Origin of the sequence: Microseira sp. BLCC-F43, assembly GCF_041929235.1 — a bacterium.
Classification (GTDB): Bacteria; Cyanobacteriota; Cyanobacteriia; order Cyanobacteriales; family Aerosakkonemataceae; genus Microseira.
The window spans coordinates 43357-60511 of record NZ_JBHFNP010000036.1 but is presented as its reverse complement, the minus strand read 5'-3'; the positions used below and the strand labels follow the sequence as shown (position 1 = coordinate 60511).

The window sequence follows — 17155 nt, the reverse complement described above, 5'->3', positions numbered from 1 at the left end:
TGGGTTGCTTGGGAGGGATGCTGGTGCTTCCCAGAGGCGCGATCGCGTTCGCTCAGCATTGCGGATGCGCGGATTCGTGCGGTCGGCACATCGCTCTCTTATTGTCAGGCTATCTCAATTTTTAACTTAGCGTTGATGGATGGGGATCGAGGTTTGCCCGGTTGGATTCGCTGCGCGTGGATTTTTTCCTGATGATTGTGTCAAATCTTGAGATGCGCTTGCTTGAGATTGGCACACCGAGCGAGTAGCGCTAACCCAGCTTATTCTTTTATACCGGGAAAAGCTTCGATGCGATCGCTCTCTACTTTTTCTTCAGATTCCCTAACTACGACTCCCTACGAGACTCGCTTTTGTATTATGACTGTAATATAAAACCAGCAATGATGATTTACAGGGAAAAGTTGACGCAAGCAGGGTAAGCTTACCAGACGGGAGGTGACATCAGATGGAAACATTGACGCCAAAACAAGCAGCACAGATTGCAATTATTGTGGAGAAATGGAGAGCGATCGCCCCCGGATCATCTCGTTTGATAACCAACAGCGACTCCACGCAGAAGGCGCGCCCGCAATTCAATTGGCTGATGGCTATAGCCTGTATGCCTACCACGGTGTTACCATACCCGAAGCATATGGAAAACTGCACCCGCACCAGTGGCAAGCTGAATGGATTTTAGCAGAGAAAAACGCCGAATTGCGGCAAGTGTTAATTCAAGGAATTGGTTACGGTAGAATTTGTCAATAATTGCAAGCTACTGAATTAGATACTAGGCGGGAATATACGTTATTGAAAATAGATAAAGAAGTAGATGGTGAGTTAATTTATCTGTTAAAGATGACTTGTCCCAGTACGGGACATATTCACGCTTTGCGCGTTCCACCTGATATGCAATCCGCGAGGGAAGCAATTCGCTGGGTAAATTGGGGCATCGAACCAGAGGAATTTTCGGTACAAACTTAGAAAATGCTAAAATGATCGCTAGGAATGGAGATAGAATCAGCAACATGACCAAAATTGAAATTGAAATGGACGAAAAAATATTGGAGAAAGCACAGTGGATGACCAAGTGGAAGCACTGTAGCTTGGATGAACTGATTGCTTCGGCGATTGAGCAATTTTCAATCGCCGAAGCTGCAAATTATCCTCTTATAGGGGGATGGGAGGATGAAGCCGAATTGGTAGATGAGATCCTAGCTGATATTATGAGAGATCGAGCCGCACACCCATTGAATCAAAAATTTGGACAAAGCACTACTTGATACGGATATTCTTTCTGAAAGCCGCAAACGGATAAATCAGCAGGTCGTCGCTAGGGCAACTGCTTATACAGCAGCTTTCAGTCACTTTACAATCTCGGTTGTAACAGTTACGGAAGTAATTAAAGGATGGCGTAAGCGTCAACAAGAAGCAGCTATTACCAAGTTTTTGGCAGATCTTGTCCCAATGGAAGTTTTGCCAGTAAACACTTCTATTGCCGAATTAGCAGGACGTATTTATGGAGATTTGGAACGCACGGGACAACCAATTGGTTTAGCCGATTCTATAATTGCTGCAACTGCAATCGATCGCGATTTAATCTTAATTACCGGCAATATATCCCACTATCAAAGGATTCAAGCTGTGGGTTATAGTTTAAAGCTGGATAACTGGCGATCTTAGAAGCATAAGGGTGTAATATCAAATCCGTTTGCATCTGAATTACTAATCTCTTCTCTTCCTCTGCGTCCTCTGCGCCTGGAGCGGTTTATTCATTCAGGCACAAACGGAAACGATATAACGAAGCGTATTCCCTGACACAGCTTGAGCGCAAGTAACCCAGAACACAATATTATAAATAGTGTCCGGTGACTCTATGCCTAATCCCCAATACTTATAGGTTCTATGAGCTTTGCTGAACTCGCAGCCCAGTTGAATGCTGGAACAATTTTGCCAGAGAGTATCGTCCTGATAACGATTCTCTTCGTCGTACTGGGTGACTTAATTGTCGGTCGGACGGCGTCGCGCTGGTTACCCTACGCAGCGATCGCAGGTCTTCTAGCCGCTGTTGTCGCCCTATACTTTCAATGGGATATCTCTAACCCGATCTCGTTTTTAGGTGGCTTTAACGGCGATGCCCTCAGCGTTGTTTTTCGCGGTATCATCGCCCTGTCTGCTGCCGTCACCATTTTGATGTCGATCCGCTATGTCGAACAAACGGGAACTTCCCTAGCGGAATTTATCGGAATTTTGCTCACCGCCACCCTTGGGGGTATGTTCCTGTCAGGCGCAGATGAACTGGTGACTATTTTTGTTTCCCTGGAGACGCTGAGTATCTCTTCTTACCTGCTCACAGGTTACACCAAGCGCGACCCTCGCTCGAATGAAGCCGCGTTGAAATACCTGCTGATTGGGGCATCGAGTTCGGCGGTGTTTCTGTATGGGGTTTCCCTGCTGTACGGATTATCCGGCGGCGAAACTCAGTTAGGGGCGATCGCGCGCGGTATCGCCAGCGCTAACGGTACTGGTTCCCTTGGTTTGGTGATTGCGTTAGTGTTTGCGATCGCGGGCGTCGCCTTCAAACTCTCTGCGGTTCCCTTCCACCAGTGGACGCCAGACGTTTACGAAGGTTCACCTACACCTGTTGTAGCATTTTTATCCGTCGGTTCCAAAGCCGCTGGCTTCGCCCTCGCCATCCGTTTGTTAGTCACCGCTTTCCCCCTAGTCGCCGACGAGTGGCGGTTTGTGTTTACAGCCCTCGCTATCCTCAGCATGATTTTGGGTAACGTAGTAGCCCTCGCCCAAACCAGCATGAAACGGCTGTTAGCCTATTCTTCCATCGCCCAAGCTGGTTTCGTCATGATTGGCTTGATCGCGGGAACCGAAGCCGGATACTCCAGTATGATATTTTACATGCTGGTTTACCTATTCATGAACCTGGGCGGCTTTATTTGCGTAATTCTGTTCACCCTGCGGACGGGAACCGACCAAATTAGCGAATACTCCGGTTTGTATCAAAAAGACCCCCTCCTGACTTTGGGACTCAGTATTTGTCTGCTGTCCTTGGGTGGCATTCCGCCCCTGGCTGGGTTCTTTGGTAAGCTTTACCTGTTCTGGGCAGGTTGGCAAGCTGGACTCTACGGCTTAGTGCTGTTGGGGTTACTGACAAGCGTGGTATCGATTTACTACTACATCCGCGTCGTCAAGATGATGGTGGTCAAAGAACCTCACGAAATGTCCGATACGGTCAAGAATTATCCAGAAATTAGCTGGAATTTGCCCGGAATGCGACCTTTGCAAGTCGGTTTGGTGCTGACAGTAATTGCTACTTCGATTGCGGGTATATTATCGAACCCGCTGTTTAGCTTGTCGAACAGTGCGATCGCGCGTACACCCATGTTACAGAGTGCGATCGTACAAGTCCAATCCCCAACGCCAATCTCGACAACTCAGGTTTTGCAGCAGACTCAACGCAATTAATCAGTCTGTAAGCAGGATATTAGATAAAAACGTCTGACTTTGCTGTCAGGCGTTTTTTTCAAGGTATATGGTAATGGGTAATTGGTAATTGGTAATTTTTCATGGAAGAATAGACGTGTTGGCAAAACACCTGGGGCAGGCAGGATGCCCACCCCACAAGAAAAGTAAAAAAGCAAAAATTAAAAGTTGAACCTCCTTACTTTTTGCTTTTATCTTTTAACATTTGCCTTGTTTTGTGGGGTAGGCATCTTGCCTGCCCAAACAGAAGATGCCTTGTTTTGTGGGGTAGGCATCTTGCCTGCCCAAAAAACAATTTTGCTCAAAAGGAAGAGACAAGAAGTCTAATGACTCCCCTCTCCCTCGTCCTTCTACCTCTCCCTAACTATGCAGCAATCACCCCGAAAAAAAATTTTGCGAATACTCACCTTTATCTTTCTGTTTGCAGGTAGCGCGGCACTCGTACTGGGTGCTTTAAACAATGGTTCGCAAGTCTCCCTCCTCAACTGGAAATCTGCTGAAGATGAACAGCAAACCCAGGAGAATTTAACCACAAGTTTAGAATTGTTACCCAATGGCAGACCTCAGTTATCGCCTCTTCCTACGGCTAAACAGGTTTGGCAATGCGAAGTGATTGTAGTTGGAGGTTCTTTGGGGGGAGTTGCAGCAGCATCTGTGGCAATGAAATCTAAGGCAAAAACTTGTTTGATTGAATTAACTCCTTGGTTGGGCGGACAAATTAGTTCTCAAGGCGTGTCTGCCATCGATGAGTCGGTCACAATGATGACCAAGAATAATTTTTCCCAAAACTGGAAAGATTTTAAGGGATTAATTAGAAAGCAACCCGTTAAACTGCCTGCTTGGGCTAAACAAACTAAAAAATTAGCCGTTGACGATATCAATAGTTGTTGGGTGGGGCGGCTTTGCTTTCCTCCTAAAGTAGGGGCAATGGCAGCCAAACAATTGCTAGAATCATCGGTTAAATTTGCAGGCGGTAGTCGTTGGGAAACTTCTACTGCTTTTAAAGGTGCCGAATTTGATTCTACAGGTCGTTTTATTACGGCGATTTATGCCGTGCAACGCATTCCCCGCAGTCCCGATTATGTCCCTAAAGGTCGCCCCTCCCAAGAATTAGATGACTGGTATTCTTGGTCGCCAAATCCGGAATTTGAGAAAGTACCGCTGCGTTTAGAAGCACCTCCAGGGAAAAGGTTAATTGTGATTGATGCGACGGATACGGGCGAGTTAATGGCATGGGCGCGGGTTCCCTATAGCTTGGGTTCGGAAGCAAAGGCAATTACGGGTGAAAAGCACGCACCGGCAAAAAGTAATCCCGAATGTACGCAGGCATTTACGTTTCCTTTTGTACTTACAATTAAAAATGATGACAAGGCAAGTTTAAAGACTTTAAATCAAATTAAACCGGAATATTCCAGAAGAGAACATCACCGGGAATTTTATTTAAAAGGGTATTCCATGTTTGAAGGTCGCAGCTTTTTTAAGTATAGGCGCATTGTCAGTCTGGGAAACGATGGGCGGTTTACTGGCACTCCAGTACCGGGGGATATGGCAATGGTAAATTGGGTGTTCGGTAATAACTGGAATTGGATGAATCCTCCCTTGCTTTTGACTGAGGAAAGGCTGATTCAAACCGGGCAATATCAAAATTGGATGGGGGGACTTTCTTTAAGTGCGCTGCGCCACGCAGAAGAACGGGCGCTGCTATTTTCAGAATGGGTGATGGAAACTCAAAGCAATCCTAAGTTTCCCCTCGCCCAGCTATCAGGTTCCGATTCGCCAATGGGTACGGTTTCCGGTTTAAGTATGATGCCTTATATCCGGGAAGGACGGCGAATTTTGGGACGCAGTGCTTACGGGCAAACTGAGTTTATGATTCGCGAACCTGATGTGAGAAATGATATGCAGGGGGGACGCAAATTTAATCCGACTGCTGTGGCGGTGACTCACTACGATGTGGATATTCAGGGTTGCATGTACCGCAATTGGCATAACCCTTGGGAAGCTGTTAGTGCTGGCGTTCAAGAAGATTTTGTCCATCCTATCTACATTCCTTTAGAAGCTTTGATACCCCAGGGAGTTGATAATTTACTGATTGGTGGTAAGGGTATTGCTGTTAGTCATATTGTTAATGCCGCTACTCGGCTTCATTACGGAGAATGGACTTTCGGCGCGGCGGCGGGGGGGACTGCGGCGTGGTTAATTAAGCAACCTCAACCAAATTTGACGCCTGCAGAAATTGTGCCGAAAAAGTTGATGCCGAAGTTGCATCAACACTTGAAGAAACATGGGCTTCGGGTTAGTTGGTAGTAGCGATACCACCTCAATCCAACATACTTACTTTGGTAAAGGTAAAAACACTCTAAAGTCAGAGGTAGGTATTGTTAAAGCTGCGGTTAAATATAAAAAAACCGCTGAAAAAAATCAAGTGAAAGAGGCAAAATTATGTTTAGCATTGGCGATTACTTGTGCAATCAAAAAACTGGAGAGATTGGTGAAGTTATTGGTTTCGGACACCAAATTCTCGATAGCGGTTATACGACAACGCTGAAAGTTTTAGTCGCTTCTGAAGATTCTGGTAGGAAAAGATTTGTCACTGAGGACTTGTATTCTGCCTGGACTATATGGTCGGACAAGTAATACTTTTATGGTTGTGAATCGATCCCCCTAAATCCCCCTTGCCAAGGGGGACTTTAACTATCAGATACCCCTTGCCAAGGGGGACTTTAACTAGAACAGGACTTACGCAAAGTTTTTAGATGTAGGGTGCGTTAGCTTTCTTCGTAACGCACCATAACTGATGCAAAGTTTTTAGATGTAGGGTGCGTTAGCGATAGGGTAACGCACTATAACACCATACAGGAATTACGCAGCAACTCCAGTAACGTACCATAACTGACGCAAAGTTTTTAGATGTAGGGTGCGTTAGCGATAGGGTAACGCACCATAACACCATACAGGACTTACGCAGCAACTCCAGATATAGTGGACATGGTGCGTTACACTGGGTTAACGCACCCTACATATAGTTTTTAGATGTAGGGTGCGTTAGCGATAGGGTAACGCACCATAACACCATACAGGACTTACGCAGCAACTCCAGATATAGTGGACATGGTGCGTTACACTGGGTTAACGCACCCTACATATAGATAAGTTGCGTAAGTTCTGTAGAAGATACCCCTGGAAAAGGGGGACTTTAAACTGCTATAGAATCCCGGTTTCTTTAAGAAACCGGGATTCTATATTTGCCAACTAAACTTATGTAGATTCAATAGTGTTAGCTGGTAAAGAAGGTTTCGCGAAAGAACCGTAAAGTTCAACAAATCTTCTGAAGAGTAACATGGTTTCGTGAGTTGGAAGCGCATTTAAATTAACTAGGCGTTCGGTTCTTTCTGCTAGTTTTTGCAAGTACGGCAAGTCTTCAAAAAGTGTCAGACAAGCGGCGAAGTGTAAGAGTATTTGCAACAAGGGTTTAAACCAGTTTAAGTCGCTGTAAATATCAATAAACAACTTGTGTTCTTTATCGCTTATCGGTTCCACGTTAAACATGACGACGATTCGCTTATCGTTGTAAACCGGGATGTTGAGTTCAACGGTGTAAGGATTGTGCAAAATCAGGATAACTTCTACAATCGGTTGTCGCCAAATTCTCAAAGCATTGAAGGAAGAATCTAAAACGGTTTGAAATTTGATCGTTCCCCCTATTTCTGTTGGCTGATAATCGGTGACTTGAATTATCCTCAAATTGCCCAAACTAAAATAGTGGACGTGTTCTAAATGCTTCAAGTTCAACAAATGATAGATTTGACAGACATATGAAAAAGGCAAAACGTATTCTTGGCTAATCATATGCCGCTGTTTCAATCTAATTGGTTCGCGATAGAGCGTTATTTCCCTAAAGTCAGAATCCGGTTTATAGCTGGCTATTGTACCCAAATCGCTAATATTAAAACTTGACTCTGGTTTTAAAGATAACCATCCCAATAAAAAGAATGCCGCTGTGAATAATTGAGCTAATTCGATGGCAGATATGTATCCATCTGCAAAGGCAGCAATTGTTCTATCTGTAACTCCAAATAGCCAAGATGGAATCCCGATCAGCCAAACACCGTTTCTGAGGTTGCCTAAAAAAGTCGCCAGTTGTGCGGGTGGATTGTTTTTCATGAATTTATTCCTGGTTGAGGTTGAAGCAAAAAATAAACAGCAAAGTTTAGAGGCAAAATCTCAGCACTTGCCCTAGAGCTTGTTTAAATATGCACCCTTTACTTAGTCGCTATAAACTTCAGGTAAATAGCGGTAAAAAAGACCCGTGTTGCTTGTTATAAGAAATGTAAAATAATTAGAGTCATGTCGCCTTCTGTCGGAAGATCGGGATAAGCTTCTACCCAAAGGAACGGATTTAACTTTTAGTCAATCTATCTTCAGAAATACAAAAAGCTGGATAATAAGGGAGAAGTAGAAAATCCTTGCACCCATCTATAGTTGTGTTGTTTCAAGATTTCCAACCCTTAGCCGCGATCGCTACCACCCCCACCGCCGCCAAAAAGCTTTTGCCCCTGACTATAGCTACAGGTGCAACCTTGTGGATTCCGGAATCATTGACTGGATTTACTGACGCCTCTGGCGGGCAAGATGCCCACCCCACAATACAGGTGTATGCGGGTTCGCTCAAAACCCATCTAGCAACGATTTGGCATCAATATCAAGGCTTTATTTTTGGCTTGGCAACGGGAGCAGTCGTTCGCTTGATTTCACCTTTGTTGGAAGATAAATCGCGCGATCCGGCGGTGGTGGTAGTCGATGAAATGGGACAATTTGCGATTAGTTTATGCAGCGGACACCAGGGAGGGGCGGATAGACTCGCCAGACTTGTCGCCCTCCAAATTGGCGCAACGCCGGTTTTGAGTGGGGCATCGGTTGGGTTAGGATTGCCCGCAGTGGATATGCTGGGGGTTCCTTTTGGTTGGAGAAAAGGTGAAGGGAATTGGACAAAAGTGGCGGCGACAATTGCGAGAGGCGAACCTGTTGAGGTAATTCAAGAAGTTGGTTCTACTTTGTGGCAAAAGCACCTGCCAAAAGGACACCCATTTTATTTTGAAGCAGCAGAGGACTCCGGGAGCAGAGGAGCAGAGGAGACAAAAGATCTGCTTAATTCTTCATCCACAACTACCAATTACCAATTACCAATTACCAAATCCCGCATTTGGATCGGTTTTACCCAACGACGGTTTTCTCCAGAGTCTGAGTTGCCAAAAGTGCAATGGCATCCACGAGTTTTGTGGGTAGGAATTGGATGCGAACGGGGGACATCTAGAGAATTAATTGAAACGGCGATTGAGCGGGTGTTTCAAGCTCATCATTTGGCGATGGGTGCGATCGCAGGCATTGCCACAATAGATATTAAAGCCGATGAAGCGGGTTTGGTGGAATTATGCCGCGATCGCAATTGGCCTTTACAAACTTTCCCTGCTGAAATTTTACGCTCAATTGCCGTTCCCACTCCTTCCACCGTTGTAGAAACCGAAGTTGGCACCCCCAGTGTCGCCGAAGCAGCTGCTATTCTTGCCGGACAAGAATCTTGCCTGTCAATCGGAAATAGCAAACCAGCTGCTATTCTTGCCGGACAAGAATCTTGCCTGTCAATCGGAAATAGCAAAGCAGCTGATATTCTTGTGGGACAGGCATCTTGCCTGTCAATCGGAAATGGCGGGCAAGATGCCCACCCCACAATACTGTTGGTTCCCAAACAAATATTTCGGTTAGAAGGAGAACCCGGTGCAGTTACCGTTGCCGTTGCTTTAGCAGAAAAAGAATACACCGGGCGCACGGGTTGTTTATTTTTGGTGGGAACTGGTCCCGGACAATTAAACCAAATTACTCCAGCGGCGCAAACAGCAATATCGAGTGCGGATGCAGTCATCGGTTACTCTTTATATATCGATTTAATTTCCCCTTTGTTGCGTCCAGGTCAAATTGTCGAAGCGTTACCTATTACCCAAGAAAAGCAAAGGGCCCAAAGGGCAATTCAACTTGCGCGATGGGGTTTAACAGTTGCCGTTGTTTCATCTGGGGACTGCGGCATTTACGGCATGGCTGGATTAGTTTTAGAAGAGCTTCGTTTCGCAGGTTGGGATGGCATTTCACCAAGAGTTCAAGTGTTTCCAGGTATCAGTGCTTTGCAAGCGGCTGCCTCGCGGGTGGGTGCGCCTTTAATGCATGATTTTTGTGCGATTAGTTTAAGCGATTTACTCACTCCTTGGTCGGCAATCGAAAAGCGTTTAACTGCTGCTGCTATGGCAGATTTTGTCACGGCTTTGTATAATCCAAAATCGGCTAATCGTACAGAACAAATTGTCCGCGCCCAGGAGATTTTTCTGCAATACCGCGATCCGAATACTCCGGTGGCAATTGTTCGATCTGCTTATCGGCAAGATGAACAAATTAGTATCACGACATTGGATAAATTGCTGTCAGCGTCCATCGATATGCTGACGATTGTTTTAATCGGCAATTCTAATACTCGCAATCATGCCGAATGGATGATTACTCCTCGCGGTTATCAAATAGGCGAGAGCGAATAATCGAAAAACCCGGTTTCTTTAAGAAACCGGGTTTTTGTTAATTCAGATGCGTTCGCCCAGCGTGCCTCCAATTATACTTTGAGTGTTTAAACAGACATTAACCTCTAGTTAATCAACGCATAATTAACCTCAACTATAATTGAACGGTTTCTTATATTTAAAAATCAAAATATGAGAAGGCGAAATTTGCTGCTATACTCTCTATTATTCATAGCAGGCTGTACATTTGTTACCAATAATACCACAGGAAGTCAGCCCAAAAAGCTGCGATTTACAGTCACAGATGCCCTAGGAATGGAAGAGTTACAGAGGGATTATGGGGGATTGCAAGCGGCTTTAAAAGAAATACTTCAAACAGAAATTGAACTCGTTCCCGTCGAAAGTTACACCGCAGCAGCTTCTGCCTTACAATCAGATCAACTCGACTTTGTTCTCACAGGTCCATCAGAATATGTGGTCATGCGTGCGAGGACAAATGCCGTTCCCGTCCTCGGTATTACCCGACCCAACTACCGCACGGTTATCTGTGTTTCTGCTAACAGCAAAATTAAGTCGGTAACCCAGTTGAAAGGTAAAAAAATAGCTATGTGGAAAGTTGGTTCAACCAGCGGTTATCTTGGTCCGACAAAACTTTTAATCGATGCCGGATTAAATCCTCAATCTGATGTCAAAATTCTGATATTAGGAAGTAAGGGACTCCCCAGCTTACAAAAAGGCGAGGTTGATGCTTGGGGAGGGTCGGCTGTTAAGTACGAACAATTTCTGCAAGAGCAAAGTTTATCAGAAAGTTCATTGCCGGTGATAGCAAAAGGGCCATTGCTTCCCAAAGATTTATTTGTTGCTAGCAGCCAACTTGAACCTGAAACGCTTGAACGAATCAATTCGCTTTTAATTAAAAATCAGGAAAAAATCCTTCAAAGTCTTTCAACTGTCGAATCAGGTAAGTATAAAGGTTCTAATATAGTTCCGGTGAATGATTCTGAGTACGACATGATTCGCGAAGTTTATAAAGCTATCGGACAAGGTAATTTTGTTCAATAAACTTGGTCGCCAAATGTTCAATAGACAAACTTCCCGTGCAAAATTTTACTCAAACTGGGGCAAAAATATGTTCAGTCGCTTGAGTATTGCCAAAAAGATTGGTTATGGGTATGGATTGGCTATTGGAATATCCGTTTTAGGGACAACGATGGGTTTGGTTGTGGGAGAATACTACCAAAAAAAAGCCAAGCAACAACATGAAATTGCCCATCAACAGCAGTATTTGATTTACGATCTAAACATTAGCGTGCGGGAAATGCGATCCCATCCCCAAAGATTGATGAGTGTGGTGGGTCAATCAATTTGGTTTGACTACGAAACTGCCAAGTTTTTTACTGATGTGCGTCAAGTGAAAAAAGTTATTTCTGAATTTGAAACTTTTGTCGAAAACCATCCCGGTGAATTAGCAAGAAATGCGACGGATTTAAAACAATTACTGAACGGTTACAAAACAAATACAGACTCCTATACCGAGTTAATTAAAATCTTGTGGTCTCAAATAAATACAGCTAACGTAAAAGCTGATGAAATTGAGACAGCAAATCATGCAATGCTGAATTTTTACCGAGAAAAGCAAGCGACGGGTGTCAGCGTTCAATTCGATCGACTCAGCGAAAGTTTAAATCAAATTAAAAATGAGGCTGAAAGACAAAAAATCCAATCGGATATAAAGCTAGAAAAAGCTGAAAAAATCAGGGTGATAATTATTGGTTCGATTCTGATATTATCAGTGGGTATCGCTGCCATATTGGCGACGAGTACAAGTCGAGCGATCGCCAGTCCTTTAGTAGCAGTAACTCAAGTGGCAAATGCCATTATTAAAGAAGCTAATTTTCACCTCCGCAGTTCTGTTACAACTCAAGATGAAATCGGGTCGTTAGCAACTTCTTTAAATCAGCTAGTCGAGTGGGTAGAAGAGTATACCCTGGCGCTAGAACTCGCACGCAAAACATTAGAACAACGAGTAGAAGAACGCACCCAAGAACTTCAGGAAACACTCGAAAAACTCCAAGCAACTCAAACGCAACTGATTCAAACAGAAAAAATGTCGAGTTTGGGACAAATGGTGGCTGGTATTGCCCATGAAATTAACAATCCTGTTAATTTTATTCACGGAAATATCCAATATGCTAAACAATATGCTGAAGAATTGCTAGAGTTAGTCCAGCTTTACCAGCAGCAGTATCCCCATCCAACGCCTTTAATTCAAGCGCAAATAGAAGCAATCGATCTAAACTTTATCAACGAAGATTTTCAGAAAATCCTATTTTCAATGAAAGTGGGAACGGAACGCATCCAGAAGATTGTTTTGTCTTTGCGTAATTTCTCCCGCCTCGATGAAGCAGAGATGAAAACAGTTGATATCCATGAAGGAATTGAAAATGCACTGTTAATTCTAAATCAACGACTCAAAACCGGAATTGAAGTGGTTAAAAATTATGGAAATTTACCCCCGATTGAGTGTTATCCAGCGCAATTAAACCAGGTTTTTATGAATATCCTCGCCAATGCAATTGACGCCCTGGAAGAAGTAATGAGTAGCCGTAAAGAAAGCCCCAATTACCAATTACCAATTACCAATTACCCATTACCAACCATCCTGATTCGCACTGAAATAACTGGAGACAATTATATAACAATACGGATTTTAGATAATGGCCCTGGAATTCCACCAGAAATTAAAGATAAATTATTTGACCCATTTTTTACGACAAAACCCGTGGGAAAAGGCACGGGTTTAGGACTTTCGATTAGCTACCAAATCATCGAAAAACATGGGGGTAAAATTGAGGTAAATTCCGCAGTGGGTAAAGGAACGGAATTGGCGATCGCATTAACGATAAAAACAAAAAGCCGTCAGTTAGCTGCGGTTTAGAAACTTGAGAAACCCGGTTTTTCCAAAAAACCGGGTTTCTCGGCGAAGCGGAAAGCGATGGCGCATCAATCTTCTTGTTTAGCAAACTTAGAATTCAGCCAACTAGCAACTAAAGCCAAAACAATAGAAGTCATCAAAGCAGGGGGAAACCCTCTCACTTGAAAACCGGGTGCGAGAAGGCTAGTTAGCGAAATCGTAGTAGAGTTGATGATAAACACAAACAAACTAAAGGTGACAAGCGTGAGGGGAAATGATGTAAAAATTAATAACACGGGTCGGAAAATCGCAGTCACCAACCCCAAAATCAGCGCCGCGTAAATGGCAGCATTCGTGTTTCCGACGATCAAACCGGGTATAAAATTAGCTGAGATCAGCAGCACCAGCGCCGTAATCAGCCAAGTTGCGATAAATTTGCGATACATATCCCTGCTCAATTTTCAACTTATTCCAGGATTTTACAGAATCAACCAATGAAAGATCGCGATTTAATACAATTAAACGTTTTAACGATGATTTTTCGGCAACTGGCGGCGTTACTCCTAGCGCTAATCCTCTGCTGCTTTCCCTCTCCAGCACAAGCGTACCCCTATCCGCCACCCCTGTCGTTCAGTAACGCACAACTGCGGGGGCGCGATTTTTCCGGTCAAACGCTACAATTGGCGGAGTTTTCCAATGCGAATTTGGAACGGGCAAACTTTACAGACGCCGACTTGCGAGGCGCGGTTTTGAGTGCTTCCATATTGCTGGCGGCGAATTTGCACGGGGCGGATTTGACCAACGCCCTTGTCGATCAGGTAAACTTTACCAATGCCGATCTGAGCGATGCTGTTTTGGCAGAAACCATTTTGCTGGGGTCGATCTTTGACGGCGCGAATATCGCCCTTGCTGATTTTGGCGAGGCAATTTTGGACCCAACTCAAATTAGACAACTTTGTGCCAAAGCCAGCGGCGTGAATTATAAAACAGGTGTACCAACTCGCGAGTCTTTGGGATGTCGATCAAACGTTTAGGTGTAATAGGCGGTGGACAGTTAGCTTGGATGATGGGGAACGCCGCCTCGTCCTTGGGAATTGAATTGGTGATTCAAACTCCCCATCAAACCGATCCGGCAGTGTCTATTGCATCGGATACAATCTTTGCTGCCGTTGATGACGCCTCGGCGACCGTCAATTTGGCACGTCGCTGCGAGGCGATTACGTTTGAAAATGAATTTATTAATCTGGGCGCGTTAAGGTTGCTAGAAGAGTCTGGCGTAGATTTCCGCCCCAGATTAGACTCAATGGCTCCATTATTAGATAAATACGACCAACGCTCCTTTTTGCAGGATCTAGGTCTTACCGTGCCGCGATTTGTCGCTATCCAGCAAGTACCACTTCCGGAACACGAAAGGTATACCGATGAAGAACTCGCAGCAATGGAAGCACAGGAGAAGGATTTTATTCCCCCACCTCCTCCCGAACCCCTACCCGACACCGATCCCCGACTTGTCATAAAAGTGCGACGCCTGGGTTATGACGGTCAGGGAATCTTTATCGTGGAAGAAAAAGAAGAATTCTGGAATGTTTTGGATGAATTGGGACAAACGCCCGCAATTTTAGAACAATTTATTCCCTTTGAGCGGGAATTGGCGGTTGTTGCTGCTCGTTCCCAAGAAGGTGAGATTGTGGTTTATCCGGTGGTGGAAACTCAACAGGAAAACTATGTTTGTCGGCGAGTGCTGGCTCCGGCTGATATCTCGTCTGCTGTCAAGGAGGAGGTAGAAACGATCGCGCGCAGGATTCTAGATAAATTACAAGCAGTCGGCGTCTTCGGCATCGAGCTATTTTTAACCCCAGAAGGTCAAGTAATAGTCAACGAAATCTCCCCCCGCACCCACAACAGCGGACACTACACGATCGATGCCTGCAAAACCTCCCAATTTGAACAGCACCTGCGCGCCGTCTGCGGTCTGCCCCTGGGCGAGGTAGACTTGCTAAAACCCGCTGTCATGGTGAACTTGCTCGGTTACGAGCATTCCCAAACCGAATACTACAGCCTCAAACGGCAATTAATCGCCGCCATACCCAACGCCCGCATCCACTGGTACGGTAAAACCGAATCTCGCCCCGGACGCAAACTAGGTCACGTCACCGTTTTGCTCGACGAACCATCGGCAAATCAACGGGACCAACTGCTGGAACTCGCTCGCCAAGTCGAGTCTATCTGGTACGGGGATCAACAATAGGAAGACGCGGCGAGGGGGAGACGCGGTGAGGGGGAGACGCGGTGAGGGGGAGACGCGGTGAGGGGGAGACGCGGTGAGGGGGAGACGCGGTGAGGGGGAGATGCGGTGAGGGGGAGACGCGGTGAGGGGGAGAATTCTTGGAACAGATTCCCCGCGTCACCGCGTCGGGAGCGTCACCGCGTCCTCTTCTCCAACTGCTTTCCCGCGATAAAAATTTTCCCCTTCCATGCCAGGACACCCTATAATGGAATACAGGTTCTCCTACAGCGTTGGTGACTGCCAATAACGTTTTTTGATCTATGCTCGAACAATAAGGGAACCAAGATGCTTTAGTTACAGTAGACCGGGCGAAAGTACCCGGAAACTTAAAACAGAAGCCAAGCGTACCCACCTGGTTTAACCAGGTCATAAACTGAGGTAAAACGGCGCTGCGGGAAACCAAAAATAATCAAAATCCTCTGTCCGCAAGACAGGGGATTTTTTGTCATATTTTGTATAAATTGAGTCGAATAAACTTTACAATAAGCGCTACCATAAGTGAAATTCTATTGCACAAGGGTTTGAAGCTCAACGTTTTATCGCAATGGCAAACCGTGACAGCGTTCCCAGCCGATATATTTAAGCTGGATAACGGATTAACGATGATTCACCAATACATCCCCGCCACACCAGTCGCGGTAGTTGATGTATGGGTAAAAGCAGGCGCTGTCAGAGAACCAGATCGTTGGTCTGGAATGGCTCATTTCCTCGAACACATGATCTTTAAAGGCACTGACAAAGTGCCTCCAGGGGCATTTGACCAAGTGGTAGAAAATACGGGCGGGATGACCAATGCCGCCACCAGCCACGATTACGCCCACTTCTTTATTACCACGGCAGTCCCGTACCTGGAAGATACCCTGCCCTATCTAGCAGAACTGCTGCTGGGTGCATCGATCCCGGATGATGAATTTGAACGGGAACGAGATGTAGTGCTGGAGGAAATTCGCGGGGCTTATGATAACCCAGATTGGTTGGGTTTCCAAGCACTGCTGGAAGGCGTTTACCAGTGTCATCCTTACGGGCGTCCCGTTTTGGGAACGGAAGAAAAACTTTGGCAGCACTCGCCAGAAGACATGCGCCGCTTCCACGCCAGTCACTACCAACCGGAAAACATGACCGTGGTGGTGGTGGGGGGAATTAGTCAAACGGTGGCATTAGAACTGGTGAATCAGTCGTTCCAGAATTTTACGACTAGATCTGATTGTCCCCGGTTTGAGGCAGAAGCCGAACCGCCGATAACAGAAATTCGCCGCCAAGAACTATGTTTACCCAGGTTAGAACATGCCCGCCTGATGATGGGTTGGGTTGGTCCAGGGGTCGATCAAATCCGCGATGCCTACGGTTTGGACTTAATCTCGGTATTGTTAGCAGAAGGGCGTGCTTCTCGTTTAGTCAGGGAGTTGCGGGAAGAATTGCAATTGGTGCATGGGATTAGCAGCAGTTTTTCGCTTCAGCAAGATTCGAGTTTGTTTACCATTGGCGTACATTTAGAACCGCAACACCTGGAGAGAGTGGAAGCGCTGATATGCTCACGCCTCTTAGAGTTGCACAACCAACCCGTAACCGACGCCGAACTAGCACGGTGCAAGCGCCTGCTGTGCAATGACTACGCCTTTTCTACCGAAGCGCCCTGTCAACTCGCAGGACTCTACGGCTACTACAACACGATTACCTCTGCTGAAATTTCAGTCACTTATCCCTACCAAATACAAAGTTTTCAGCCGTGGGATATCCAGCAACTAATCCAGCAGTATATTTCCCCAGAACGCTATGCCGTAACTGTCCTAAAACCGTTTTGAGAATTTCAGATTTGAGATGGCAGATTTCAGATTGGCAATTAAATTAAAATCTGCAATCTACAAAATGGGGATATTAGGTAGAATTAAAATCCGCAATCGGCAATCGGCAATCTGCAAT

General features: G+C 45.4%; 13 protein-coding genes, 1 other RNA gene and 1 pseudogene. 13 read left to right on the top strand and 2 right to left on the bottom strand.

Translation table 11 applies throughout. The annotated features are described in order from the left end of the window. Nucleotides 1-507: 507 nt before the first annotated feature. From ACE1CM_RS05910 to ACE1CM_RS05885, 6 genes and pseudogenes are all read left to right on the top strand, one after another. Nucleotides 508-960 (top strand): annotated as a pseudogene (locus ACE1CM_RS05910) (DUF6745 domain-containing protein); the annotation flags it as partial. Between the two features lie 44 nt (nt 961-1004). Next, nucleotides 1005-1259, top strand: coding sequence for a hypothetical protein (locus ACE1CM_RS05905; RefSeq protein WP_374876472.1), 255 nt, complete (start codon nt 1005-1007; stop codon nt 1257-1259). Further along, a complete protein-coding gene (locus ACE1CM_RS05900) occupies nt 1240-1659 on the top strand; it encodes a PIN domain-containing protein (protein WP_374876471.1) in 420 nt (139 codons plus the stop codon). The genes ACE1CM_RS05905 and ACE1CM_RS05900 overlap by 20 nt, the downstream gene beginning before the upstream one ends. 222 nt (nt 1660-1881) lie before the next feature. Continuing rightward, the gene (locus ACE1CM_RS05895) at nt 1882-3456 is read left to right on the top strand and encodes an NAD(P)H-quinone oxidoreductase subunit N (RefSeq protein ID WP_374876470.1); all 1575 of its coding nucleotides are present in this window, start codon (nt 1882-1884) and stop codon (nt 3454-3456) included. A 384-nt stretch (nt 3457-3840) separates the two neighbouring features. Further along, a complete protein-coding gene (locus tag ACE1CM_RS05890) occupies nt 3841-5781 on the top strand; it encodes an FAD-dependent oxidoreductase (RefSeq protein ID WP_374876469.1) in 1941 nt (646 codons plus the stop codon). Nucleotides 5782-5916: 135 nt separating this feature from the next. After that, nucleotides 5917-6111 (top strand): hypothetical protein, encoded by a 195-nt coding sequence (locus tag ACE1CM_RS05885; RefSeq protein ID WP_374876468.1) that lies wholly within the window; start codon nt 5917-5919, stop codon nt 6109-6111. 621 nt (nt 6112-6732) lie between these two features. Here the strand turns inward: ACE1CM_RS05885 and ACE1CM_RS05880 are convergent. Beyond that, entirely contained in the window at nt 6733-7638 is a 906-nt protein-coding gene (locus tag ACE1CM_RS05880) for a hypothetical protein (protein ID WP_374876467.1), read from the bottom strand. 314 nt (nt 7639-7952) lie between these two features. Between ACE1CM_RS05880 and cobJ the strand changes: the two genes are divergently transcribed. From cobJ to ACE1CM_RS05865, 3 genes are all read left to right on the top strand, one after another. Further along, entirely contained in the window at nt 7953-10055 is a 2103-nt protein-coding gene (gene cobJ, locus ACE1CM_RS05875; RefSeq protein ID WP_374876525.1) for a precorrin-3B C(17)-methyltransferase, read from the top strand. Between the two features lie 171 nt (nt 10056-10226). Continuing rightward, nucleotides 10227-11096 carry a PhnD/SsuA/transferrin family substrate-binding protein gene (locus ACE1CM_RS05870; protein ID WP_374876466.1) on the top strand — a complete coding sequence of 290 codons (870 nt, stop codon included), beginning with the start codon at nt 10227-10229 and terminating at the stop codon, nt 11094-11096. Continuing rightward, nucleotides 11086-12972, top strand: coding sequence for a sensor histidine kinase (locus ACE1CM_RS05865; RefSeq protein ID WP_374876465.1), 1887 nt, complete (start codon nt 11086-11088; stop codon nt 12970-12972). Before ACE1CM_RS05870 ends, ACE1CM_RS05865 begins: the two co-directional genes overlap by 11 nt. A 65-nt stretch (nt 12973-13037) precedes the next feature. Here ACE1CM_RS05865 and ACE1CM_RS05860 read toward each other — a convergent pair whose 3' ends face one another. After that, entirely contained in the window at nt 13038-13394 is a 357-nt protein-coding gene (locus tag ACE1CM_RS05860; RefSeq protein ID WP_374876464.1) for a phage holin family protein, read from the bottom strand. Between the two features lie 48 nt (nt 13395-13442). Here ACE1CM_RS05860 and ACE1CM_RS05855 point away from each other — a divergent pair, with 48 nt between their 5' ends. The 4 genes from ACE1CM_RS05855 to ACE1CM_RS05840 all read left to right on the top strand — a co-directional run bounded on the left by ACE1CM_RS05855 (nt 13443) and on the right by ACE1CM_RS05840 (nt 17037). Continuing rightward, complete coding sequence (locus tag ACE1CM_RS05855) at nt 13443-13982, top strand: pentapeptide repeat-containing protein (protein WP_374876463.1); 540 nt, start codon at nt 13443-13445, stop codon at nt 13980-13982. After that, complete coding sequence (locus ACE1CM_RS05850) at nt 13964-15196, top strand: 5-(carboxyamino)imidazole ribonucleotide synthase (RefSeq protein WP_374876462.1); 1233 nt, start codon at nt 13964-13966, stop codon at nt 15194-15196. The genes ACE1CM_RS05855 and ACE1CM_RS05850 overlap by 19 nt, the downstream gene beginning before the upstream one ends. A 255-nt stretch (nt 15197-15451) precedes the next feature. Further along, a non-coding RNA gene (gene ssrS / locus ACE1CM_RS05845) (6S RNA) lies at nt 15452-15637 on the top strand. Nucleotides 15638-15756: 119 nt separating this feature from the next. Then, entirely contained in the window at nt 15757-17037 is a 1281-nt protein-coding gene (locus tag ACE1CM_RS05840) for a M16 family metallopeptidase (protein ID WP_374876461.1), read from the top strand. Nucleotides 17038-17155: the final 118 nt, after the last annotated feature.

Coding starts and splice junctions, on each gene's coding strand:
- ACE1CM_RS05880 (WP_374876467.1), bottom strand. CDS start 7,638: ATGAAAAACAATCCACCCGCACAACTGGCGACTTTTTTAGGCAACCTC.
- ACE1CM_RS05860 (WP_374876464.1), bottom strand. CDS start 13,394: ATGTATCGCAAATTTATCGCAACTTGGCTGATTACGGCGCTGGTGCTG.
- ACE1CM_RS05905 (WP_374876472.1), top strand. CDS start 1,005: ATGACCAAAATTGAAATTGAAATGGACGAAAAAATATTGGAGAAAGCA.
- ACE1CM_RS05850 (WP_374876462.1), top strand. CDS start 13,964: ATGTCGATCAAACGTTTAGGTGTAATAGGCGGTGGACAGTTAGCTTGG.
- ACE1CM_RS05890 (WP_374876469.1), top strand. CDS start 3,841: ATGCAGCAATCACCCCGAAAAAAAATTTTGCGAATACTCACCTTTATC.
- ACE1CM_RS05895 (WP_374876470.1), top strand. CDS start 1,882: ATGAGCTTTGCTGAACTCGCAGCCCAGTTGAATGCTGGAACAATTTTG.
- ACE1CM_RS05870 (WP_374876466.1), top strand. CDS start 10,227: ATGAGAAGGCGAAATTTGCTGCTATACTCTCTATTATTCATAGCAGGC.
- ACE1CM_RS05885 (WP_374876468.1), top strand. CDS start 5,917: ATGTTTAGCATTGGCGATTACTTGTGCAATCAAAAAACTGGAGAGATT.
- ACE1CM_RS05855 (WP_374876463.1), top strand. CDS start 13,443: ATGAAAGATCGCGATTTAATACAATTAAACGTTTTAACGATGATTTTT.